22 protein-coding genes and 1 tRNA gene are annotated in these 22,750 nt (G+C 66.7%); 14 read left to right on the plus strand and 9 right to left on the minus strand.

The genetic code is table 11. The features are described from left to right. Positions 1-71: 71 nt before the first annotated feature. Positions 72-596: a hypothetical protein gene (locus R5W23_RS17100; protein ID WP_320687343.1), complete on the minus strand. Its 525-nt coding sequence runs from the start codon at positions 594-596 to the stop codon at positions 72-74. Positions 597-835: 239 nt separating this feature from the next. Here R5W23_RS17100 and R5W23_RS17105 point away from each other — a divergent pair, with 239 nt between their 5' ends. From R5W23_RS17105 to R5W23_RS17125, 5 genes are all read left to right on the plus strand, one after another. Then, the gene (locus R5W23_RS17105; RefSeq protein ID WP_320687344.1) at positions 836-1,204 is read left to right on the plus strand and encodes an ATP-grasp domain-containing protein; all 369 of its coding nucleotides are present in this window, start codon (positions 836-838) and stop codon (positions 1,202-1,204) included. A gap of 74 nt (positions 1,205-1,278) precedes the next feature. After that, the gene (locus tag R5W23_RS17110; RefSeq protein WP_320687345.1) at positions 1,279-1,755 is read left to right on the plus strand and encodes a hypothetical protein; all 477 of its coding nucleotides are present in this window, start codon (positions 1,279-1,281) and stop codon (positions 1,753-1,755) included. Positions 1,756-1,927: 172 nt separating this feature from the next. Further along, positions 1,928-2,407 (plus strand): DUF1579 domain-containing protein, encoded by a 480-nt coding sequence (locus R5W23_RS17115; protein ID WP_320687346.1) that lies wholly within the window; start codon positions 1,928-1,930, stop codon positions 2,405-2,407. Between the two features lie 369 nt (positions 2,408-2,776). Further along, positions 2,777-2,929, plus strand: a complete 153-nt coding sequence (locus R5W23_RS17120) for a hypothetical protein (RefSeq protein ID WP_261187284.1) — start codon at positions 2,777-2,779, stop codon at positions 2,927-2,929. Positions 2,930-3,407: 478 nt separating this feature from the next. After that, complete coding sequence (locus R5W23_RS17125; RefSeq protein WP_320687347.1) at positions 3,408-4,085, plus strand: TIGR02996 domain-containing protein; 678 nt, start codon at positions 3,408-3,410, stop codon at positions 4,083-4,085. 3 nt (positions 4,086-4,088) lie between these two features. On the opposite strand, the gene R5W23_RS17130 is transcribed toward R5W23_RS17125, so the two are convergent. Further along, the gene (locus R5W23_RS17130; RefSeq protein ID WP_261187286.1) at positions 4,089-4,859 is read right to left on the minus strand and encodes a CoA-transferase subunit beta; all 771 of its coding nucleotides are present in this window, start codon (positions 4,857-4,859) and stop codon (positions 4,089-4,091) included. A 123-nt stretch (positions 4,860-4,982) separates the two neighbouring features. On the opposite strand from R5W23_RS17130, the gene R5W23_RS17135 reads away from it, so the two are divergent. Then, complete coding sequence (locus R5W23_RS17135; protein WP_261187287.1) at positions 4,983-5,978, plus strand: acyl-CoA desaturase; 996 nt, start codon at positions 4,983-4,985, stop codon at positions 5,976-5,978. An 866-nt stretch (positions 5,979-6,844) separates the two neighbouring features. On the opposite strand, the gene R5W23_RS17140 is transcribed toward R5W23_RS17135, so the two are convergent. Next, positions 6,845-7,096 carry a hypothetical protein gene (locus R5W23_RS17140; RefSeq protein WP_261187288.1) on the minus strand — a complete coding sequence of 84 codons (252 nt, stop codon included), beginning with the start codon at positions 7,094-7,096 and terminating at the stop codon, positions 6,845-6,847. A gap of 319 nt (positions 7,097-7,415) precedes the next feature. Next, positions 7,416-8,645 carry an amidohydrolase family protein gene (locus R5W23_RS17145; protein WP_320687348.1) on the minus strand — a complete coding sequence of 410 codons (1,230 nt, stop codon included), beginning with the start codon at positions 8,643-8,645 and terminating at the stop codon, positions 7,416-7,418. Between the two features lie 15 nt (positions 8,646-8,660). Between R5W23_RS17145 and R5W23_RS17150 the strand changes: the two genes are divergently transcribed. Next, a tRNA-Ile gene (locus tag R5W23_RS17150) sits at positions 8,661-8,732 on the plus strand. 61 nt (positions 8,733-8,793) lie between these two features. Here the strand turns inward: R5W23_RS17150 and R5W23_RS17155 are convergent. Both R5W23_RS17155 and R5W23_RS17160 read right to left on the minus strand, forming a co-directional pair. After that, the gene (locus R5W23_RS17155; RefSeq protein ID WP_320687349.1) at positions 8,794-9,276 is read right to left on the minus strand and encodes a response regulator; all 483 of its coding nucleotides are present in this window, start codon (positions 9,274-9,276) and stop codon (positions 8,794-8,796) included. A gap of 477 nt (positions 9,277-9,753) precedes the next feature. Beyond that, positions 9,754-10,536 carry a GNAT family N-acetyltransferase gene (locus tag R5W23_RS17160; protein ID WP_320687350.1) on the minus strand — a complete coding sequence of 261 codons (783 nt, stop codon included), beginning with the start codon at positions 10,534-10,536 and terminating at the stop codon, positions 9,754-9,756. A gap of 159 nt (positions 10,537-10,695) precedes the next feature. Here R5W23_RS17160 and R5W23_RS17165 point away from each other — a divergent pair, with 159 nt between their 5' ends. Further along, positions 10,696-11,154, plus strand: a complete 459-nt coding sequence (locus tag R5W23_RS17165) for an NUDIX hydrolase (protein ID WP_320687351.1) — start codon at positions 10,696-10,698, stop codon at positions 11,152-11,154. Position 11,155: 1 nt separating this feature from the next. Here the strand turns inward: R5W23_RS17165 and R5W23_RS17170 are convergent, their stop codons facing one another. Then, a complete protein-coding gene (locus R5W23_RS17170) occupies positions 11,156-11,755 on the minus strand; it encodes an isochorismatase family protein (RefSeq protein WP_320687352.1) in 600 nt (199 codons plus the stop codon). Between the two features lie 152 nt (positions 11,756-11,907). Between R5W23_RS17170 and R5W23_RS17175 the strand changes: the two genes are divergently transcribed. Further along, on the plus strand, positions 11,908-12,618 hold the full coding sequence (locus R5W23_RS17175) for a hypothetical protein (RefSeq protein ID WP_320687353.1): 711 nt from the start codon (positions 11,908-11,910) through the stop codon (positions 12,616-12,618). A 143-nt stretch (positions 12,619-12,761) separates the two neighbouring features. On the opposite strand, the gene R5W23_RS17180 is transcribed toward R5W23_RS17175, so the two are convergent. Continuing rightward, entirely contained in the window at positions 12,762-13,886 is a 1,125-nt protein-coding gene (locus R5W23_RS17180) for a hypothetical protein (protein WP_320687354.1), read from the minus strand. A 244-nt stretch (positions 13,887-14,130) separates the two neighbouring features. Further along, positions 14,131-16,248 carry a S46 family peptidase gene (locus tag R5W23_RS17185; protein WP_320687355.1) on the minus strand — a complete coding sequence of 706 codons (2,118 nt, stop codon included), beginning with the start codon at positions 16,246-16,248 and terminating at the stop codon, positions 14,131-14,133. A 180-nt stretch (positions 16,249-16,428) separates the two neighbouring features. Between R5W23_RS17185 and R5W23_RS17190 the strand changes: the two genes are divergently transcribed. From R5W23_RS17190 to R5W23_RS17210, 5 genes are all read left to right on the plus strand, one after another. Further along, positions 16,429-16,974 (plus strand): hypothetical protein, encoded by a 546-nt coding sequence (locus R5W23_RS17190; protein WP_320687356.1) that lies wholly within the window; start codon positions 16,429-16,431, stop codon positions 16,972-16,974. Continuing rightward, the gene (locus tag R5W23_RS17195) at positions 16,971-18,050 is read left to right on the plus strand and encodes a tetratricopeptide repeat protein (protein WP_320687357.1); all 1,080 of its coding nucleotides are present in this window, start codon (positions 16,971-16,973) and stop codon (positions 18,048-18,050) included. The genes R5W23_RS17190 and R5W23_RS17195 overlap by 4 nt, the downstream gene beginning before the upstream one ends. Positions 18,051-18,847: 797 nt before the next feature. Further along, positions 18,848-19,981, plus strand: coding sequence for a thiamine pyrophosphate-dependent dehydrogenase E1 component subunit alpha (locus R5W23_RS17200; RefSeq protein WP_320687358.1), 1,134 nt, complete (start codon positions 18,848-18,850; stop codon positions 19,979-19,981). 130 nt (positions 19,982-20,111) lie between these two features. Further along, entirely contained in the window at positions 20,112-21,167 is a 1,056-nt protein-coding gene (locus R5W23_RS17205; protein WP_261187301.1) for an alpha-ketoacid dehydrogenase subunit beta, read from the plus strand. Between the two features lie 132 nt (positions 21,168-21,299). After that, on the plus strand, positions 21,300-22,643 hold the full coding sequence (locus R5W23_RS17210; RefSeq protein WP_320687359.1) for a dihydrolipoamide acetyltransferase family protein: 1,344 nt from the start codon (positions 21,300-21,302) through the stop codon (positions 22,641-22,643). Positions 22,644-22,750: the final 107 nt, after the last annotated feature.

The following is a 22,750-nucleotide window of genomic DNA, read 5'->3' on the forward strand; positions in this document are numbered from 1 at the left end:
GGAGACCCGGCACAGCTCACTATCTCGGTAACTGGGAACGGCGCAAGAGCGGGAAGCGGGTACCAGTAGTTTCAAGTCGGCAGGCTGGGATTGCCGTCATCAGTCACGTCAGTAATTGGCTGATAGATGATTGCAGGCAATACCAATCTCTCGGCTCGCGAGATCAGGCCCGCGGTAGTATGGGGGCCGTCGCGGCGGTTTCTAGCCTGCTCGTACCGGAAGTGGTTCACGCGCTGCCGAGGACCCTGGGGCGACAGCCCGCATCGGGCGCCGGTGCGCGGCCGTGCGCCCGAACCGGCGCCCACGGGCGGTGTCCAGTATACGCCGCGCTCGGGCGAGCGCGGCCGGCCGGCCGGGCGAATCGTTCGGCTGCCGGCGGCGTTTCGAGGCGGGCAGCAATGGACGAGCGGATTCTCCTCATCGGGTTCGACGCGCCGGACGCCGCGGCGCTGGCCGAGCGGCTGCCGGTCGAGTGCGTCGCCCACGAGATGCTGCCCAAGATCGTCGTCGAGCGGGGACACCTGTTCGTCGAGGCGCCCCGCCGCGCCCGGTACCTGCGGGTGTCGCGGGTCGTGTTCCACGGCATCTTCGAGCACGACCTGGACTTCCTGGCCGGGCTGGCCCTGTGGGGCGGGCCGTGCTTCCCGAACCCGATGGCCATGATGGACTGCCGGCTCCGGCTGCCGTGCCTCGTCCGCGCCCTCAAGCACACCCGGTTCGGCGGCGGGCCGCGCGGGTTCGCCTCCCCGCACGGCGAGTACGCGGCCGAGGTGGAGAGCGTCGCCAAGTGGGGCAACTGGCACTGCGGCGAGAACAAGGAGCGGTTCGCTGGCTCGTGGCCGCGACCGAGCCGACGCTGTTCGAGCCGTTCGTCACGGGCCAGGCCGTCCGGCTGGTCATCGTGGGCGAGCCGCGGCAGATCCGGCTCGCCGGGCCGGGGTGGCTCAAGTCGGTCCACGGGTGCGGGGCGGCGTTCATGCCGGCCGACCCGGAACTGGTCGCGGACACGCGGGCCGTTCAACGGGGGCTGGGGCTGGACATCATCGCCAACGACTACATGATGTCGGAGTCGGGTCCGTACCTGCTGGAGGTGAACCACATCCCGAGCGTCACCTGCTTCCCGGAGCTGTGGCAGGAGTACATGGGGGTGGTCGCCGCGTGGGTCGCCCGGGGCGTCGTGGCGGCACCTACCCCGGCCGGCTGACCGGTCTTCAGCTATTCGCCTTACACCATCGGGCCGGACCGTTGGCTCTTTAAGTTCGGCTGCGGAGGGCACGGGTGATACTTCCTCGTGGGATCACCGGCTTCAACGTCCCAAAGGGGCACGCGGAAGCCGATCCGCGAAGCTTCCGCGCGGACTGCTGGCGCGTGGTCGCTCCCTTCCACGGGCGTGTCGAGGACCGGCCGCAAGTGCTGGACGTCCGGTTCACGAGCTTCATGACGCAGATGCTCGTGCTGCCGGACAGAGAGGTCACCGCGCTGCTCAACAAGGTTCACGCCTGGGTGGGGTTCTGCCGCCCGCTGGTGCCCGGGGGCTGCCTGCTGAAATTCGTGGATCTTGACCCGGTGGGAAGTTCGTTCGCCGCGCTGGGCCGGTACCGCGTGCTCTCCCGCGAGGAGTTAGAGCGGCCGGTCACCGAGCCGATGTGCGCGGAGTTAGGGCGTGGCGAGTTGCACCAGCTCAAGTACTGGCGCAAATTGGCCGAACGGGGGATGATTCGGGTCGGCGATGTGGTGTTCAACTTTTGGGATTAAGGCCGCTCGCGCCCGGAAGCGGTTGCGGTCCGCGGAGCCGCGAGGTCGTGGAGCCGCGGATGTTCCACGGGCGCGAATCGCGGCGTGACCTCCCTTCGAGAACCGCTGCTGACATCGACACGCCCGAAGTGGCCTCTTACCCTCCCCACTTCGCCCGCCAACGGAGGCTGCCATGCACGCGGAACCACAGCACGAGCACAAGTGGCTGGAGCAACTGGTCGGTGAGTGGGTAATGGAGATGAAGGGGGACGGCGGGCCGGACCAGTCGCCGACCAAACCCACCGGCACCGAAACCGTTCGCTCGCTGGGCGTATGGGTGCAGTGCGAGGGCACGAGCGTCATGCCCGACGGCTCCCCGGCCCGGACCGTGATGACGCTCGGCTACGACCCGGCCAAGAAGAAGTTCGTGGGTACGTTTATCGGGTCCATGATGACCAACCTCTGGGTGTACGAGGGGGAACTGGACGCGGCCGGCAAGGTGCTCACGCTCGACGCCGACGGTCCGAACTTCACCGACCCGACCAAAACTGCGAAGTACAAGGACGCGATCGAGATCGTGGCCCCGGATCACCGCATCCTCACGTCGCGGTTCCTCGGAGACGACGGTCAGTGGCACCATTTCTGTACCGCCCACTACCGCCGCAAAGTTTGACCCGCGAACGGGCGCGTCCCCGTGATCGAACCGCCGACCGCCACCGTCGCGTCCGGGTAACGGTTCGCGTCCGCCTCACGGCTCGTTCCTCGTAACGCGATTCAGTCCGTCATGGGGCTTGCCGTCGGCGAAGTGTACGACGCGCGCCATGCGCAATGCGCCGCACCCACCGGACCGTGACTCAGTCAGTACCGGCGCCGACCGGCCGAACCCGGCCGGGCCAGAAGCCAGCGGAAGCCCGACACGCTGGCGGACCGAACTCAAATCCCCGCCGGCGGAACACGTTTTTTCAATCCGTGCGGCCCGGCACGCAGCGTGCAGATGTTGAACACCGAACGGACGCCGCCCTCACCCGCACAGGATGTCCCGATGAACGCCACCCAGAAGAAGACCCCGAAGGCCACCCGCAAGCCCGCCCGTCCCGTTACCGAAACCCTGCTCGAACTGGTCTACCTGATGCACACCACCAAGGTGGTCGGCCGGCGCGAACCCGTGGCCCCGCGCCCCGGCCGGTCTGCCTGACGGCCCGCGGAATCAGGAAACCCACACGCTGCCTGCCGGCCCCGGTATGGCAGCGTGAACCATTTACGGAACCCGATTATCCGTTCGGGCCGCAGAACACCCTGCTGCCGTCGTGTACCGCCGTGTAAGAGCTACGCAGGCCGCCGCCTGAACCTTCAAAAGAGTTGTACCACACCAACGGACCTGGACAGCGACTGACGCTGGGTCGGGGTTCGGGAAAATGTCCACGCCCATGAGATGATGGTTACCAAGGCCGGTGACCACCGGGGCCGCACGTGGACCGTCGAGTATCGCTCCTGTGCGCGCCGCTGACCGGCGTCAGAGAGCCGCACCTGCACGGGTGCGCTGCTTCAGCGGCGGCCCCGTGGGCGCTCGCCGTCCCTGAAACCCTCACGCAACGGTTCGGGCCGCGCCTGAAGCTCTGTATGCGCCGTGCGTAAGATGGTCACCGGCGCCGACGGCGCCACGGGGGTACGGCATGAGCGACGACGAGGCCGCGCTGCTGGCGGCGATCGGTGCGCACCCGGACGAGGACACGCCGCGGCTGGTGTACGCGGACTGGCTCGACGAGCACGGCCGGCCCGAGCGCGCCGAGTTCATCCGGCTTCAGTGCTTGCCAGACGGGGACGAGGCGCAACTGATGCGGGAGGCCGAGTTGGAGGAGCGGAACCGCGGACGGTGGCTCACAGACCTGCGGGTTCCGCAGTTCGCCGAGGCGCAGTGGGCGTTCCGGCGGGGCTTCCCGGAGGCGCTTACGGCCCCGATCGAGCCGTTCCTGGACCGGTACAAACGGCTCGCCGCCTTGCCCTGGGTTCGGAGCCTGTGCCTGCGCGTGTCCGAGAATCACCCAGTCGCCGATTTCTTGGAACGAGACTGGAACCCTGGCTGGGTCGAACTCGAACTGTGGGCCGAGCGCCACCTTGGTCTGGCGCGGGTGGTTGACTCTGTGGCGCACTCCCCGCGGCTCCGTCAACTCCGCGTGCTCCGGTTCACTCGGTTCGACTTCTCGCCCTGGGTGGTGGACCTGCTCAACGCCTCTCCGCACCTCGACGGCCTGCACCTGCTCGGCGTTCCCGGGGACCGAAACGCACCGCTGTTCGCCCCGCTTCGCCACCGGTTCGGCGCGCGGCTCGTCGGCGCGGCGGACGCGCGGTAGCGCTCACCCCGCCCGCCCCAGAACGTACCGCCCCGGGTCCACCTCGGTGCGCAAGATGTGTAACTGCTCCGCGTTCGGCTCGACGGTCGTGCCGAGCGGGTCGCACACGTCGAGCGCGAAGCCGGTCGCGGCGCGGACCTGATCCAGCGTCTTGCCGGGGTGCAGGCTCCGCACCCGCATCCGCCGCGACTCGGGGGCGAAGTCCAGCACGCACAGGTCGGTGATGACGCGGTGCGGGCCGGTGCGGGCCGGCAGCCCCGCGGCCTCCCGCGCGCCGGGGCCGGTGAGGTACCCGGGGGTGGTGAGGAAGTCGAGCTTCTCCACGAACTTCTTCGCGTCGTGCTTCATTACGATCAGGGTCTTCCAGCAGAACGACGCGAGGTCGTTCGCGCCGCCGCTGCCGGGGAGGCGCACCTTGGGGCGCGCGTGCGGGCCGATCACCGTGGAGTTGAGGTTGCCGTGCGGGTCGATCTGGGCGCCGCTCAAAAACGTGTAATCGACCAGACCCCGCTGGCAGAACTGCATCACGTCGGCCATCGAGGTCGCGAGCACGGCGCGGTGGAACGTGGTGCTGTCCCCGACGCTCACCGGCATCGTGGGGAGCAGCGGCGCGACCCCGCCGGCCTCGAACAGGACGACCAAGTTGGGCGCGTGGGTGCGCTGCGCCAGCATCGCGGCGGCGCAGGGCAGCCCGGTGCCCACCGCGACGGTTTTTCCGTCCTCGAGCTCGCGGGCGGCGCAGCAGATCATCAGTTCCATCGGGCTGAACGACATAACCGAGCCCTTCGGGTACCTGGGGAGAGGGGAATTCGCACGGACGGAATTGCACGCGGGTATTATTCTGACTACACCCCCGCCGGCCCGCAACAACTCGCGCCCAGTCCTCGAGGGTACTTCGTGAGTACGGTTCCCGCATCGAACGCCGCCCCCGCCCCGCCAGCCCCGGGACCGACCGCGCCCGCGGCCCCCGCAGCGAAAGCCCGCAAGCGGCGGGTGTTCTGGTTCGTCGCGGCCATCGTCGCGATGCACCTGCTGGTGCCGCTCGCGTTCCTGCCGTACACGTTCGCGTGGTGGGGCATCCCGGTCGTGCTGATCGGGAACTTCGTCTTCGGCTCGCTCGGCATCAACCTCGGCTACCACCGGATGCTGACGCACTCCGCCGCGCGGTTCCCGAAAGCGCTGGAGCGGCTGTGGGTGCTGTGCGGCGTGTGCAGCCTGGAAGGGTCGCCGCTGTGGTGGGTGTGTACGCACCGCATCCACCACCAGCACAGCGACGACGAGGGCGACCCGCACAGCCCGCAGGAACACTTCTACTGGGGCCACATGGAGTGGATCTACACCGCCGACGAGCGGCGGCAAAAACTGGACACCTACGCGCGGTACGTCCCGGACCTGATGGGCGACAAGTTCCTCCGCTGGCTGCACCGCGGCGAGCGGTGGCTGCTCGTGTGGGCGGCGCACGTGGCCGCGCTCGCCGCGCTCGGGTTCGCCGCCGGGTTCCTGTTCGCCGACACCGCCGCGGGGGCGGTGCAGTTCGGGGTGCAGTGGTTCCTGTGGGCGGTGGTGGTGCGAACGGTGTACGTGTGGCACATCACCTGGCTGGTGAACTCGGCCGCACACCGCTGGGGCTACCGAAGCTACAACACCGGCGACCGCAGCACCAACAACTGGGTCGTGGCGCTGCTTACGAACGGCGAGGGGTGGCACAACAACCACCACGCGGCGCCGCGGGCGTGCTCGCAGGGCCACCGGTGGTGGGAGCTGGACCTCACGTTCACCTTTGTGCGTGCGTTGCAGCTCGTGGGGCTCGCGTGGAACATCGCTCCCGTGAAGGTGCCCAAACACATCGCCGCAGGGGCGAAGAGTGACACCCCGGGCGAGCGCGAGGAGTGAGCCCTGAACGTCCGTCGGCGCGCTCGCCGCACCCGTCCGCTGCATTTTGGCACACCACGTGCATTATAGACTTTCGGCATGGCAACCCCGGCGGTGTCAGCGGGACACCGTCGGAGGCTTGGGCGGAACGAGCCGTCGGGGGTGGTCCCCGGCGGCTCGTTTCTTTTTATTGCGTTTCGCAGCCACTTAAGCGGATGGATCACGTTCCAAACTGCGGCCCCCAAACGATCGGGCCACTGAGCGGATGACGCTCAAGCTGGCCGGCACCCGATCACCATCTCCCCTAAATCGCGGGTCGTCGCGGAAAGAGTTCTGAAAAAAATCCGGCCCTATTTTCAGGGAAGTTGCGGTTGTAAGAATGAATGATCTGTATTGTTTTCAGATGTGAGTGATCGGGCGGTCGGGGACGAACCCCCGCACGTTGGATGGCACCGGCTCGGGCGTGCCGACGGGGATCTGAATGCGGTCCGAGACGAGCCCACGGGAGCGGAAGAAGGTCGGAGGACCCGATGGAGGTATGATCCGCCCGCGAACCGACTCCGGCCCAATAGTGGCCTACTCGATTTTGCTTGCGGTGCGTGTACTGTGCTTTTGGTCAGATAGCCCGGCTGAGCCCGTCCTGCGGACGTTCTTTCACGCGTCTTGAGATTTTACCTGATTATTTCCTGATGGTAGATTTGTAACCGAGATGCGAATCGCTGCCAGCGAAGGTGTCGGGTTTTCTGACGGGCTTATCGATTATCAATAATTACCGCGATAAACACGTGACACGGAGCGCGGCGGTGCGTATAGTTCCATCGGGCCGGCAGCGGTTATCGCACTGAATGGGCGACGGTGCGGTAATTTAGCTGCCGGTCCTTTTTTGTTCACTTCTTGCCGCCGATCACAACCTCTTGAATTAGCACCCGATTTCCCTCCTGGCACAGGCGAAGGGCGTTCCGCCGGGCTTCGCTCTGGTCAGGGTATGTGCCACAGACACGCCAGCCCGATCCGTTTTGAACGAGCACCTGGAATTGAACTTTTCCTGACTCGCCGGCGTGTGCCGGCTGCGCTGCCGCGCTTAACCCACCAACCGAGCCGGCTGCCATCACCCAGGCCAGTACGAGCTTGCGGAGCACGGGAGCTCTCCTCGTCGGGCCGGGTCCGTCCGGCCATTCTGCTCGTTGAACGCACCGACCGCGCCCGCTTGCGCGGGAACAGTGACGCGCCGTTCGGCTCGAGAACAAATTCCCGGCAAGCACGAACCTCATCTCGCGGTTGCTGTCCATAACTCGGCCGGTTCGGGGCTCGCATCGCTCCGAAAGGCACCGTCCGACGGTTGCGGCGCTGGGTCTACGAAACCCGGTTGGCTGGTTCGACTCCAGCACGGTGTACTGTGTTCACGGCTCCGTCCTGTGACGGCCCAACGAAAACGACAAAGGGGCTACGACCGCACCCCTACGGGGTGCTGGACCTCCAGGCGCCACGGAACATCGTTCGGCGCTCGCCGGGGTGTTCCGCGAGCAGCAGTTCGTGCGGGTCGGCGTGATCGGTGTCCGGGAGCGGCACGGCGACGAGGTCGGCACTCTTACCGGGTTCGAGGCTGCCCGTTTCGTCGGCCCAGCCGAGCGCTTCGGCTCCCGAGAGGGTGACCATCCGCAGCAGTTGTGCCCCCGGGAAGTCTGGGTAACGCGACCGCACGAACCGCGCCTCGCTCAGGACATCGAGATCCGGGTTTGAAGCGAGCCCGTCGGTGCCGAGGCACACACGAACGCCCCGCGCCAGGAACTCCCGGAAGGGGTGCGGCGGGTGGCTGAAAGCGGCATGTGTACGCGGGCAGTAACAGACAAAGTGGTTCGACCCGAATGGCAAGCTGGCGGGTAAGTAATTGGCGTGAACCAACAGAACGGGTGGCGCCGTGTAGCCGGCGGGGTTGGTGAAGAACTGGGCGGATGTGGAGCGAACAATCAGATCCCAGTCAGCGAAGCCGAGGTCGTCGCGCCAGATGCCCAGTTGCCGGAGGAACGCGACGAACGGCCCTTCGCGCCGCTCCACAAGCGCGGCTTCGGCGGTCGTTTCTGCGAGATGGATCGCCGCCGGCACATGAAACAAGTGGGCCGTTATAAGGATGCCACCGTCGGTGCTGTACGGCGCGTGCGGGCTGTGCGCCGGGCGACAGGTCGGATGGCTCTTGGGAAGATCGCGAAGCCAAGATGAGTACTGCTGTAAGCAGGCGATGACGCGTTCTTGCGACAAGCCGAGTTTCTCGAAGTACACAACGGCGCGTGTCGGCGCTTGCGCGAGCGCGTCCCAGCTCGCGCCCTCGCTCGCGATGTCACCGACGAGCGTGGTGCCGTGTTTCAGGCACTCGGCCAAACCGGCGCGAATGTCCGCCTGCGTTTGATCGGTGCTTCGCGTCCGCCGGTACGCGATGACGCCCTTCAGCCAGTCGGTGAAGTGGTCGGGACCGGTCGGCGGGATCAGCCCACGCGCGCCGCTCAAGTCGAGGTGCGTGTGCGGGTTCACCAGGCCGGGGACGAGCGCGACGTTTCCGAGGTCTTCGTCGGCGGAGCGCGCACCGCGGGGTAGCACCGCACTGATACGGTCGTCGGTTACCGTGACGGTGCCGTTCGCGAGCGGCGGTCCGCCCACCGGGAAGACCCAGCGGGCCGTGAGTGTTCGTGACATGCGGTTGAGATACACAGGTCGGTAGCCAAGTGGTAAGGCACGCGTCTGATGAGCGCGCAACCGTGGGTTCGATTCCCACCCGACCTATTCCACGTTACTGAGGGAGTGGCTTTGGGCCGCGATGAGCGCTAAAGCGATTTCAGCCGCTTCAAGTTCCGGGCTCCTGGTCGAAACCCGGCGCGAGTTGATCGCGACCCCGATAGGCCGCGTGCGCGAGCGGGGTGTGTAGAGCCAAGTACGCCGATTTGTTGTCGCCGATCCGCGACAGCAAATTGGTGAGGAACTGGGGCTCGACCGGCTTCACGAGGTGCAGATCGATCCCGGCGTCCGTCGAAGCCCGCCGGTCGCGTTCGCTGCACCGGCCGGTCACCGCAACGACGACCGGTTGCGAGTCGTCGGCGCGGGCTCGGATCTGGCGAATCACGGCCCACCCGTCCAGATCCGGCAGCCCGATGTCCACGAGTACCACGTCGGGCGCACCGCCCGCGGTCTGCTCCAGGGCTTCCGCCCCGCACCGGGCGACGCGGACCGTGTGCCCGTGCAGCGCGAGCAGCTCCGCGGTCGATTGGGCCACGTCTTCACGATCTTCGACGATCAAGACCGACAACGTGTGTGCCGAATGCGTAATCACGTTGGCCCCAGAGAGGGAGCGGTACGAACGCGGTCAGCCGCTCGATTGCCGCGCGGCAGGGGCGACGGGTAGAGCCACAGTGGCGACAGACATAGTACCGTCGCTCGAAATTGAAATCGATATTGTTTAATAATTATTTCGACCGCTCGACGGGGTCAGATCGGCCCGGCTCGTGCAGCCCTTGGCCGGCCCCACGACAAGTGGTTGGGAGCGGACGAGCTGTTAAAGAAGCCGCCCGGACAAGTCAAGCTGTTGAGCCGCCCCTGCAAATTTCCCTCATACCGGTTCGATACTTTTTTTGCACCCGGCTTGCTCCCGGGGCGCTGTTCGGGGCTAGCAGCGGCAGCGGTTCGTGCGAGGGGGTACGGGTCGCTGTGCTTGCGCTCTCATGAAGTCGACTCCGGCGGGGTCTGAATGCCCATAGGGTTCTGCCGGAGTCGTTCTTTGAAATTGCACGCCGCGGAACGTGTACCCGATCTACTCGACCGGACGGAGGCGCGGCTCGCAACCCGGCGGCAGCGTGCCGTCGTACAGCGCCGTGCCCGGAGCGTTACGGTAAACCCGCTGGTGCAACCCGCCAACGACTTCGCGTAGCCGCTCGGACGTGAACGCGGTCTCCGGGGCGTCCACCGGCTTCAAGAACAACTGAAGCGGCACCGGAGCAGCATCCGGGTCGTCGGAGAAGTTCGGCGACAGAAAGTTCACCCCGTCGATCCACGCCCCGCCGACCCGGTCAAACAACCGCGTGCGGGCGGCCCACACTTCCCACTCAGCGTCGAGCGCATCGGGACCCGGCCGATGACTCTCCCAAATTACGAACGGCAGCGGTTCACCCAGTTCGCCAGCATCGACCTTCAGCACTTTGAAGAAGTGCTCGAACAGCCGGCGCCCGACGCCGAGGCGCCGAGCCGATTCTGCAACCCCCACGTAGCACAGGTACCCGCCGTACCCCGGTAGGAACGCGCCGTACACGTACCCAGCGAGTGACTCGGGGTCATCCTGGCGATCTTCCGGTGCGGCCAACAGCAGGTGCTTGTGCCACCCGTTCGGCCGCGGCTTGCTCTTCACCCGTTCACGAATCGACCGCTCGATCCACGCCCACGGAATGCGTTCGTCCGCGGGCAGCGTCTCTTCGTAGAGTTCGCCCGCCGCTTTCGTCATCGGATCGTCCGGATCAAACGCCTCCCACACGACCAGCTTCGGGACCGCTGGGGCCTTTACCGGCGCAACTTGTACCGCCGAAAACTGTTGCAACTGCACAAAGCACCTCTCCTTTGGTACCCCTGGCGCACCGGGGGCACCCACATTCTACCGACAGGTCCGAATTTCCTCCGGTTGGCCGACGCGCCGACAGCGGGTAAATTACTCAAGGCAGTTCTAAACCGTCGGCGTAAGGTCGTGTCCGGTGTAGAGGTTGAAATGCCCACAAAAAGCGATCCGAAGCACACTTACGATTACCCGCGCCCGGCCTTGACCGTGGACGTTGCCGTCGTGACACGCGAGGAACGACCGCGTGTCCTCCTGATCCAGCGCAAGAAGGCCCCGTTCGCCGGGGGGTGGGCACTGCCGGGCGGGTTCGTGGAAGAGAACGAAAAGCTCGCCGATGCCGCCCGGCGGGAGCTGATGGAAGAAACCGGCGTTGCGGTCGCGGACCTGGAGCAACTCCACACCGCGGGCGACCCGGGCCGCGACCCGCGGGGGTGGACCGTTAGCGTTGTGTACTTGGCGCGTATCGAAGCCGACGCGGTCAAGCCGGTTGCGGCCGACGATGCGTCCGCGGTGGGGTGGTTTGCTCTGGATGAGTTGCCGACACTCGCTTTTGACCACGCGATGCTGCTCGGCCGCGTTCGGGCGCGGCTCGTGGACCGCGGGGCGTGAATCACGTCCCGAACGCACGGCACACGTCCGCAACGGTACCGTACCGGATGCCGAGCGTCTGCCCCTCGCTCCGGGCCTGGGCCTGGAACAGCCCGGCCGCAGGGACATCGATTCCGGCGCTGGCGTCCTCGACCATTAGCACCTCGAAACCGGCTCTCCGCAAATCGCGGGCGGAAAAGAAGCAGCAGATGTTGGTCGCGATGCCGCACACCACCACCGTTTCGACCCCGGACGCGCGCAGAAATGCCGCGAACCCCGGGTGCTGCGCGGTCACCGCGTAGGCCTCGAAGTCGTGGTCGTAGCCCTTGCGCCAGATCGCACCGAACCGGTGCGTGTGCAGCCCCGGAAGAAATTCCGCCCCCGGCGTGTTCATCACGCAGTGCGGCGGGTACAGGTTGTCGGCTCGGCCCAAAAACGAGCGGTGATCCGCCGGGTGCCAGTCCTGGGTCGCATCGATCCGGGCGAACGGCAGCGCGAGCAGGGCGTTCACCCCCGCGACGATGTCCGCTCCGCCCGGAACCGGCAGCTCCGCCGGGCGCAGTTCGGTAAACCCCTGTTGGGCATCCACGACGAGCAGTGACGTTGAAGTGGGGGTGAGCATAACGCCAGTGTATTCGCCCCGCACGGCGGTCGGGAGGCGGGCGGGTGAGCCTTTTCGCCCCGGTTGTCCTTCCGGGCGGCGCGCGGGCCGCGTACAATCCGACGAAATGGCACCAGCGGAACACCCTGCCATTCGGACGGAGGGACGCAGCAATGACCCCGCATCTGAAACAGGCCGCACTCGCGCTTGGCGCGGTGTTGACGTTCGGGGGCGCCGCAAGCGCCGCCGAACGCGACACCCTGCGGACCGCGGGCGGCTCCGGCACAACGATGACGCTCGGCGGCAAGGGGACCACCGAACGCGCCGCGACTGAAGACAACGAGCTGACGCGTGGCCACCACCGGTACGGCGGGTACTACGGGTGGGGCGGCGGGTACGGCTACCGCGGGTATTACGGCAGCCACTATTACCGGCCCTACTACGGCGGGTACGCGTCGTTCGGCTACTACCGCCCGGCGTATTACTACGCGCCGCGGGCGTACTACCCGAGCTACTACTACTCGGCACCTGTGTACTCGTCGTACTACTACGGCGGCTCCGGCGTCGGGTTCGGGTTCTCGATCGGAATCGGTGCCGACCCGGTCTCGCTCAGCGCTCCGGCGCAGAACCTGGGGACACAATCCCTGCGCCCGGCCCCGCAACAAATGACACCGCTCACACAACCGATGGCACCGCCCGCCGCGCCCGGTGATGGCACGTTCCGTTACGACGGCGGCCCGGCAAACCCGGTCCCGGTTCCAAAAGCCGATCCGCAGCCGATGGGGCCGCCGGGTAACACGGCATCGCCGACCGACCTGCCGGTCTCGCTGAAACCGAAGCCGGCCTCATCTCCTTACAAGTACAAGGCTTACGGCGAAAAGTGATACGAGTGGAGTCGCGCGAGCCGCCGGCGATCTCGTGATCGCCGGCGGCTCGCGCTATTGCGCGGGGCTGCGGATGATCGAGCTGCCGGCGGTGAGATGCTTCGCCTCACGATGTTCACTTCTACCGGAAAGCGTGGGCCGCACTAGAAATAGGATTCGAGTTTGCCGCGCCGGCGCACGTCGAGCGTCGCGCAGTGGAACGAGCCGCCGAACGGCCCGAAGTGGTCGAAGTGGATGGGCACGGGTGTGAAGCCCCACTCTTCCAGCTTGCGGATGAGCTTGTGCTGTTGCGCGTCCACCACCACCCGCTCGTGGTCGAGCGACAGAACGTTCATCGACAGCCACTGGCTGCTGAACTGCGGGGACGCCATCGGCGATTCCGGGTCGTAGGTCGGCCGCGGGGCCTGGAGTATGTCCCACTTGCGCAGACACTCGGGCAGTTCGGCCACGTTGATCCAGTCCGGGTTCACCAGCACCTTGCCCGGCGCGAGGGGCACGAACGTGGTGTCGATGTGCAGCGGGGTCGCGCACCGGGTTTTGATCTCGTGGACCCGGAACCCGGAGCCCAGGTGGCGGCGCACCCACTCGATGCCCAGCGTGTTGGTCGCGACGCTGCGGATGACGAACAGGTCGCGCCCGCACCGCACGAAGTCCGCGGCCTCCCAGACCGGTTCGAGTTCCGTGATCGGGTACCGGCGGGGCTGCCCCTCGGGGTGGATGCGTTTGCCGGTATCGGCTCCGGCGGCGCGGCAGTTGTGGTCGTACAGGGCGTCGCGCAAAGCCGGCTTCGGTGCCGACGTTAGCCGGGCGCCGGCGCGGAAGTAGTCGGTGAACAGTCGGCGGTACGCGAGCGGCTCGAAGTGCCGGTGGCGCATCGGGCTGGCGCACTCGATGATCTCGTCGCCGACGACGAGGAACAGGTCGCGCGGGTTGGCCGTGTTCCACCCGCTGCGGCACTGCCAGAAGGGCGTGGAATAGCCCACGTTGTGGGGGAACGGGTCGGGCCGGCGCACCGTCACGCCTTCGCCCTGCAACACGCTGACCAGCTCTTCGAGCTGCTCGTGCGCCGCCTGCACCGACTCCTCTTCGACCAGGACGCCCTGGTAGTGCCAGAGCCAGTCCGGCTCGCCGGCGGCGGCGAGAACGGGACCGCACTCGGGGTACGTCGCACCGAGGACGGTGCCAACGATCACCTCTTCCAGCGGGTCCCACTCGTTGAACGATTGCACGACGGGCGCGGGCGCCTTGTCGGTACGAATGTCGGGCACGCGGCGGCCTCCTCGTTCGGCGAACTCGCCCTTCGATCGGAGCCTAATCTAACGGTGCTGGTGCCGCCACGCAACGAGCTACCGAGATCGAGTCGGGCGCGCGGCACCACGCGGCGATGTCGAAGGCGCCCGTAAAGTAGCGGAGCGCGCCGGGGGCGTGGGCAAGGACCAGTGCGGTCTCTTGCCCACGCCCCCGGCGCGCTCCGAATGCTCACCCGACCGGTCGGTTCGGGGGCGGGGCCGCTCAGCCCTTCTTACCGGTCAGTTCGTCGGCGAGGTCGTTGGCGTCGTACACCTTCCGCAGCGCTTCGACGATCCCGCGGCTGTCGACCGAAACGGCACGCGCGGTTTCCTGGTCGAAGATGAAGTCCAGCACTAGCGACTGGATGTTGCCGTCGAAGATCAGGCCGACCACTTCGGCGTTCTGGTTGACGACCGGCGACCCCGAGTTCCCGCCGATGATGTCCGCGGTGCAGACGAAGTTGTACGGGGTCGCGAGGTTGAGGTTGCCCTTCTTCGCGACCCACCGCTGGGGCAGCTCGAACGGCCCCTTGTTGTGCTGTTCGGCGGCCCGCTTGTACAGCCCGTCGAAGGTGGTGAACGGGGGGACGTCCTTCCCGTCCTCCTTGTAGCCTTTCACCGTCCCGAACGCCAACCGCAGGGTGAACGTGGCGTCCGGGTACACGTTGTCGCCGTCCATCTTGAACTTGGCCTTCGCCAGCGCGGCGTGCGCCTGCCGCTTCGGCTCGTCCACCTCGTTCTCGAACCGCTTGCGGAGCTCGCGGGACGGGCCGTCCACCAGCCGCGCCAGCTCGATCATCGGGTCCTTCAGGGCCGCGAGGTCGGCCGCCTTGCCGCCCTTCGCCGCGGCCTCGATCTGGGCGAAGATGCTCTTCCGCACCTCGGGGTCGCGGACCTTTGTGCCGCTGATCAGCTCGTACGCGCGCTCGCGCGGCGACTTGCCGTTCAGGACCTTCTTGACCAGCTCGGCGTCCGGCCCCAGGGTGACCGCCAGGAACTGGAGCCCGTCCGCCAGCTTCAGGGTTTCCAGGTCCTCGAAAACCGGCTCGTCGGAGAAGAGCTGGAACTTGAGCGACTGGAGCCGGGCGTCGGCGAACTCGCGGAGCCGCTCCGCGTTCGGCTTCGGCAGCTCTTCGGACGCGCGGAGCAGGGTGCGGGCGATGCCGAACGACGCCGAGTTGAACCCGCCGGCGTTCTCGAGGACGGTCATCTCCTTGATGAGTTCGGTGCGCACCTTCTCGGCTTTGGATACGGCGTCGAACGCCGCCTCGACCTTGGCGATGTTGGGGTCCGAGCTGAGCTTAATGAACTCCCGCAGGCGCTTCTCTTCCGCCTCCTTGCGGCCCATCAGCTTCGGGTCCATCAGGCCGGCGAGCCCGCCGATACGTGCCTTGCGGCTGTTCTGGATGCTGAACAGCTCCTCCTCGGCCCGCTGGGCGTTCTGCTCGCTGCGCCCGCCCCACGCCTGGAGCATCACCTCGAGCCGGTTCAGCCGGTTCAGCAGGTACGGGTAGCCGGTGTCGCGCAGGTACTTCAGCTCGTCAACGGTGTTCTGGCGGTTGGTGCGGCCGGGGTGGCCGGACACGAACACCAGTTCGCCCTCCTTGGCCCCGGCGGCGCTCCACTTGAGGTAGTGCTCGCACTTGATCGGCTTGTCGTTCTCGTACACCCGGAAGAAGCACACGTCGAGGTCGTAGCGCGGGTACTCGAAGTTGTCCGGGTCCCCGCCGTAGAACGCGGCCTGCTTCTCGGGCGCGAACACGATGCGGATGTCGGTGTACTTCTTGAACGTGTACAGGTGGTACTGGCCGCCGGCGTACAGGGTGACCACGTCCGCCCGGATGTTCTTGTCCGGGGCCGCGGCGCCCTTCTCGAGTTCCGCGATCTTGGCGGTGCGCTTCTTGAACGCGTCGGCCGGGGCGGTGCCGGCCGGTACCGCCTGCTCGACCTGCTCGGTCACGTCCGTGATGGCGATGAGGACGTTGAGTTCGAGCCCTTTGCACTTGATCTCTTCGGCGTGCGTCTTGGCGTGGAACCCGTCGCGGAGGTAATTCTTCTCGGGCGTGGACACCTTGTCCAGATCACCGGCCCCGACGTGGTGGTTGGTCATCACGAGCCCGTCGGGCGAGACGAAGCTGCCCGACCCGCCCGAGTTGAAGCGCACGCTAGAGAGGCGGACGTGCTCGAGCCACTTATCGGTGGGGGTGAAGTTGTACTTCTTGAGCTGCGCGAGGGGCGGCTTGCTGAACAGCCACATGCCCTCGTCGGCCTGGAGCGTGTCGGACGTCATGAGGAACCCTATCAGTGCGGCGGGCGCAAGTGCGAGGGAGCGCAGGCGCATGGGTGCGAGTCTCCGGCGAAAGGGAACAGGCGCGAGAACGGAGAAGCAGCGGGTCGGCCAGGGGCACCGCCCGTGTGGGGCACTGTTATAGTGCGCCGGCGGGAAGAAAAGCACTCGTGGCGCGTGCCGGGGAACCGGTACAATCGTGATGACCGCGCTTGCGTTTCGGAGCATCGCCCGATGAATTATGATCTCGTTTGGTTGTTCGGGCACCCGCTCAGGTTTCGGCGTTTCATTCCGTCGGCAATTGTAACGTTCGGGGGCGAGCGCAATGTCGGGCAATGCGAGATCGCGGTCGCATGGAAAGGGGCCAGCGCGGAAGAGCCGCGATCCGCAACGCTTACGCTCATGTGGGACGTGGCGGCATTGCAGCGGCACTACGCTGAAATCGAAGAAGAGTTGGAGATTCTGCGCACCCGCGATGACGACCGCGCAACGCAGGTGATGGAGGCTGCGGTTTTGGTGGCCGTGGCCGTCATGTCCCACGTTGAACCTGGAACGCGGTTCACCCGGCGCTCGGACACCGGCACGCGGCATGACTACTACTTGAATGAAACCAACGACGAGATGATCGAGGTGGCCGGGCGCTGGGAGGGTGGCCTACCGGGCCTGTTCGAGGAGAAGCGGTCGCAGAGTGAACTGAACCCGACTCTGCGGAAGCGGTGGGTGAGCGTGACTATCGTTCGGGGAACGCCCCGCAACCAAACGGAGGGGTTGCACGCATGAACGAAGCCGTCGCCGAATACCGGCAACTGGAACTCGACTCGTCGAACGACATGATGGACGCCGACTCACGTCGGGCGCTCGGGCGCTACGTTGAAGCCGCGTGGCACCACCTTCAAGCCGGAGCCGCGCGCGAGCGGATGGGGCAAATGATGTTCGACACGGGGGATCGCGTGCGGGCCGCAGCGGATTGGCTCTCAGCTGCCGCGTGTTTCCACCTTGCGACCAACCTCCAACAGATGTCCGAGGTGCTCAATCGCGTTCACGAACTGGTTCAGCAAGGGAGCATCCCACCTGAGCGCCGCGACATCCGTTGTGCTCTCGTGGAGCGGGACGAACAGCAACACGCGCTCGAACACCGCATGGCGCGGTTCCAGCACGAGTATGAAGAGGTTCGTAACAACATCGATGGCCAGGAGTTTCTCACATGGCTGCTCGGGCAGGTTCGCGATCTTCCAGGTTTTATGAATCTCCAACTCGCCGTGGCGCACCGCGCAATGCGCCTCGGTCAGTTCCCCCTGGCCCTACAGCACCTTAAGTGGGCTGAGCGTTTGGCGCCCGGCAGTACTGACCTGAAGGCGCTCCGGGTCGCGTTGTTGCTGACGCAAGGGGATCGCACCGCCGGCCTGCAACTCGGCTTTGAGTTGCTCCGCGAGCAACCGCAGATGGCGCCCGTTCGGTTGCTACTCGTGGGCACGCTCGCGTTCAAACCAAGTGCCTCAAGAGGTGACTGGGAGCGGGCGCTCGAGCTGCTGCGGCCGCTGTGCCACGCCCGCGGTGACTGGATGGACCGGCTCGTTCCGCTCGCTTTAGCGGTTACCCTCCATCAAGGGCTGGAGCACGACGACGAGTACCAGCAATCGCTTGACGAATTCAACCGTCTTGCCGAGTCGGTTACCGATCCCACCGGTCGAACGAGCATCGCCGCCCTTCGCGGAGAGCTGCCGAACGTGTTTCTTTCCCGCGGGGCCGCTTCACCCGTCCGCACCACACCCGCCCCGTGGGCTTCGGCCCGCGACCTCTCAACGATGCGCGGCGTCTTTGAAAAGTTGATCCCGCTGTCCGGAACCGCGGCCTGATCGGGCGCCGCGTTCCGGTCGGACGGCCGGGCATTGTGCGGCGAACACGCTGCTGCCCGACTCGCTCGCCCGGCCCGCTTCGCACGACCGTTCGCGGTACGCGCAGGTCGAGTGATCGCCGGGCGCGCCAGTGCGTACATCGACCGCGCAGGTGGCCTCTTCGGGTCGCCCGATGCGACTTGAACGGGATGGGTGAGCGAGCGCCCCGCGGGGGACTGTGGTACTTCATGAGGCGTGGATCATCACGTGTGCCACCAAGCGGGCCATTGGCCGGAGGTGACCGGGGCCTGCGCCGTGGTGTTCGTGCCGATCGTGTTCGCTGATCTTCGCGACCCGTTTCAAACGCACGGCACCGCCCGACCGCGTGTTCGGCGCGAATGTCACGGCTTGGCGGCAAACTCCTCTTGTTGTTTTGGGCTTCCAGTTGCTCTTATGTGTTGCAATCGGGTTTGATGCGCTGTTGGCGGTGTTCGGGAACAGCTCCTTGCAGGCCGATCCGGCTGAGAAGGGCGTATAATACCGGTGGACAGTCGGGCCGAAGTGTTGCGTTTGTGAAACGGTGCGGCGCTGCCCGCACATTCCGCACGGCTTGCCACGTCGCGCGACTGCGACGCGGAGTAGAATCGGTTAGCGGATTGTGTTTCCCTGGCCCGGGCCGCTATTCTAGCGAGTGGCGCGATTCCTGCTGTCGGGGTTACTCCCAACCCGCGGCCAGCGGCCCAAACCCGAACGAGCCGCCGTTTTCGGACCCGGTCGGTCCTCCTCTCCATGAACCGACCCCAGCCGGGAGCCAAGTCATGCCCGAGGCGAACAACGAGGATGCTCCTGATATAGAGGACGCGCTGGTGCGTCGCGGCACCCGCACCGCGGCCCCGTCGGCGATCGCGTCCGGGCGCCACGCGATGTCGGTCGAGGTCGCGCTCACCGTGTTCCGCCAGATGCTCCGCACCCGCGCCCTTGAGGAGCGGAGCATCAAGATGTCCAAGTCCGGCGAGGCCTACTTCTGGATCGGCGGCCCCGGCGAGGAGGCGTTCAACGTCTGCCTCGGGCTCCAAATCAACAGGGGGCGGGGCCCGGCTCACGACTACCTGCACTTGCACTACCGCAACGCCGGCGTGATGCTCGCGATGGGCATGCCGATGATCGACCACACCCGCCAGTTGGCGATGCGGGCGACCGACCGGCACTCCCGCGGGCGCAACTTCGTGGGGCACTACGCGGTTCCCGAGTGGAACGTGGTGCCGGTCACGAGCGTGATCGAGGTGCAGTTCGCGATGGCCCCCGGGACGGCACTCGTGCAGAAGCGGCACGGCCTCAAGAACCCGGCCGAGGCCGAAGGCATCACGGTCGTGGTGGGCGGCGAGGCGGGCACCGCCGAGGGCGACTTCGAGAGCTGCCTCAACTGGAGCACCCGCCCCGGCAACGAGCTGCCCGTGCTGATGGTGGTCACCAACAACAACTACGGCATCTCGACGGACCTGGGCACGGTCCACGCGCACCGCCCCATCGCGGACCGCGCAATCCCCTACGGCGTCCGCTGCGAAACGATCAACGGGAACGACCCGGTGGCGGCGTGGCACGGCATCGACCGCGCGATGCGGTACTGCCGGCGCGAGCGCAAGCCGTACCTGCTCGAGGCTGTCGTGAGCCGACTGCACGGCCACTCTTCCTCGAGCGGAGCCCAGCGGAACTGGACCGAGGCGGACCCGATCGCGGCGTTCGAGCAGAAATTGATCGACGCCCGCGCGATCGACGCCTCGACCGTGCGCGTCATGAAAGAAGAGGCCAAGGCCGAGGCCGACGCGGCGGTCGTGGCGACGATGAAGGAGCCCGAACCGAGCCGCGACGACGTGTACGCCGGGACCTACGCCCCCAGCCCCGCCGACGCGGTGTACCCGGGCGACTACACCGGCCTGCCGGGGATTAAATAAGAACGAGAAGCGTGTTCGCCGCAGAGGGCGCGGAGAGAAGAACGGGAGAACGAACCCGACTCTGGTATCTCTCCGTGCCCTCTGCGGTGAACACGCTTTTTTCTCCCTCCTTGCTCCCGGGAGGAGCCCGATGGCGAACATGGCTCAGGCAGTGCGGATGGCGCTGCATTACGGCGAAAAGCACCTCGGCGTGACGGACGTGTTCGGCGAGGACGTCGGCCCGCCGCTCGGCGGCGTGTTCACCGCGACGCAGGGCCTCAAGACCGCCTGGAACACCCCCCTCGACGAGCGCGGCATCATCGGCACCGCGATGGGCATCGCCTACGCCGGCGGGCGCCCGGTGTGCGAGATCCAGTTCTGCGACTACGCGTTCAACGTCCTCGACATGTTCAAGATCGCCGGCAACCAGCGGTGGGCCAGCGGCGGCGGGTTCGACATGCCGCTGGTCGTGATGACACCCAACGGGGCGGGCATCCGCGGCAGCCTGTACCACTCGCACAGCTTCGAGAGCTGGGCCAGCCGGCTCGCGGGCTGGAAGGTCGTGATGCCCTCGAACGCGCGCGACGCCTACGGGCTGATGCTCGCGGCGATCAAGGACCCGAACCCGGTGCTGGTGCTGCTCCCGAAGGCGCTGCTCCGCGCGAAGGACCCGCGCCTGATCCCCGGCGAGCCCGCCGACCCGGACGAACTCGGCCGCATGATCGACGCCCCGGTCGGGGACCGCACCGGCTGGGAGCCGAACTGGCCGGAGCTGGAAGACTACACGATCCCGATCGGCACCGCGGAACGGGTCCGCGAGGGGGCGTCCGGCACCGTCATCAGCTACGGCCGCACGCTCCCCCTGTGCGTGCAGGCGGCGGACGAACTGGCGCACCGGAACCACACGTTCGACGTGATCGACCTGCGGAGCATCTTCCCCTACGACTGGGAGCTGATCTCCCGGAGCGTGCTGAAGACGGGGCGCGTGCTGATCGTGAACGAGGACACGGAAGTCACCAACTTCGGCGAGCACCTGTTGCGCCGGGTCGTTGACGAGCACTTCTACGACCTGGTGGTGCGGCCCCGGACCCTGATGGGCAAACACGTTCCGGGGATCGGCATGAACCAGAACTACGAGCTGAACAGCGTCCCGCAACTGGGCGATATCCGCGCCGCGATGTGGGAGCTGGCGACGGAAGCCGCGTAGCGAGCGGTGCGCTCGGCGTGCGTGTGCCGTGTTTTGTTCCCGGCGCCCACCTTTGCGGTAGCCGGCGGCGCGGTTCCGCCCCACACCAAACACGGAACGCCGCGTACCCAACACGAGCCCGAAGGGCGCATCATGGACTTTCCTCTCCCGCCGGTCGGCGAAGGCTTGCTCGAAGTGGAACTGGTCCGATGGCTCGTGCGGGCCGGGGACGTGGTTGCACGCGGGCAGGGGCTGGCCGAGGTGATGTCGGACAAGGCGAGCATGGAAGTGCCGTCCCCGTTCGCGGGCACGATCACCGCGCTGGCCGCGACGCCGGGGACGAAAATCAAGGTCGGGGAGGCGATCCTGAGTTATGACGCGGTCGGTGATCGATCGGCGCTCCCGGCCGGGGCGAAAGACAACTCGCCCTCCGGCCCCCTCCCTGAAGGAAAGGCGAGTTCGGCGGACACTTTCGGCGAACGCCGTTTGCAAGGCGCGTCGGGCGCTCCGCCTATCTCCCTCTCTTCAACGAGCGGGAGAGACGGGGCATCTTCCCCGGTTGCGGGCACCAACGGCCACTCGGCCCCGCTCCCGCCCGCGGCCCCGTCGGTTCGGCTGCTGGCCCGCAAGTTCGGCGTCGATCTGGCCCGCGTTCGCGGAACCGGGCCGCACGGGCGCATTCTTCTCGACGACCTGACGCCGTTCCTTGCTCCGAAATCCAACGGAGAGGCGCGCCCCGCCGCCCCGAACAAGACAGACACCTCGAAGTTGGATTTCGGCGTCGCGGGCACGCGCCAAAAGCTGATCGGGCTGCGGCGGCGGATCGCCGAGCACATGGTCGAATCGAAACGGCACATCCCGCATTATTCGTACATCGACGAGTGCGATCTGACCGACGCGGTGAAGCTCCGCAACCAGTTGCGCGAGCCGCTCGCGAAGGCCGGGGTGAAACTCACGTACCTGGCGTTCTTCGTGAAGGCGGTGGCGCGGGCGCTGAAAGAAGTGCCGATCGTGAACAGCACCTACGACGAGACCGCGGGCGAGGTCGCGCTGCACGACCGGTACCACATCGGTGTGGCCGTCGCGGCCCCGGGCGGGTTGCTGGTGCCCGTCGTGCGCGACGCCGACAAGAAGGACATCGCGACCATCGCCGCGGACATCGACCGGCTCAGCAGCGATGCCAAAGCCGGGCGAAGCAAGATCGATGACCTGCGCGGGAGCACGTTCACGGTCACGTCGGTGGGCGGGATCGGCGGGCTGATCTCGACACCGATCATCAACCACCCGGAGGTCGGCATTATGGGCGTCGGCAAGGTGGTGAAGCGCCCCACCTACGACGCCAACGGCGCGCTGAAGCCGTCGGACATCGTGTTCCTGTCGTTCTCGTTCGACCACCGCGTTCTGGACGGGGCGATCGGGGCCGCGTTCGGCAACGCGGTGGTGCGGTACCTGCAAAACCCGGCCGTACTACTGCTGCCGGAGGCGTTCGGCGGCTGAGCGGGTATAGCCACCGGACACATGCCCCGCCCGACACTGTGAGAACACGGCCCGCTGAAACGTCACACCGGCCGCCGAATCGTTTCGGCGGCCGGTTCGAACACCTG

The sequence above is a fragment of the Gemmata algarum genome, from assembly GCF_034097035.1.
Taxonomy (GTDB): domain Bacteria; phylum Planctomycetota; class Planctomycetia; order Gemmatales; family Gemmataceae; genus Gemmata; species Gemmata algarum.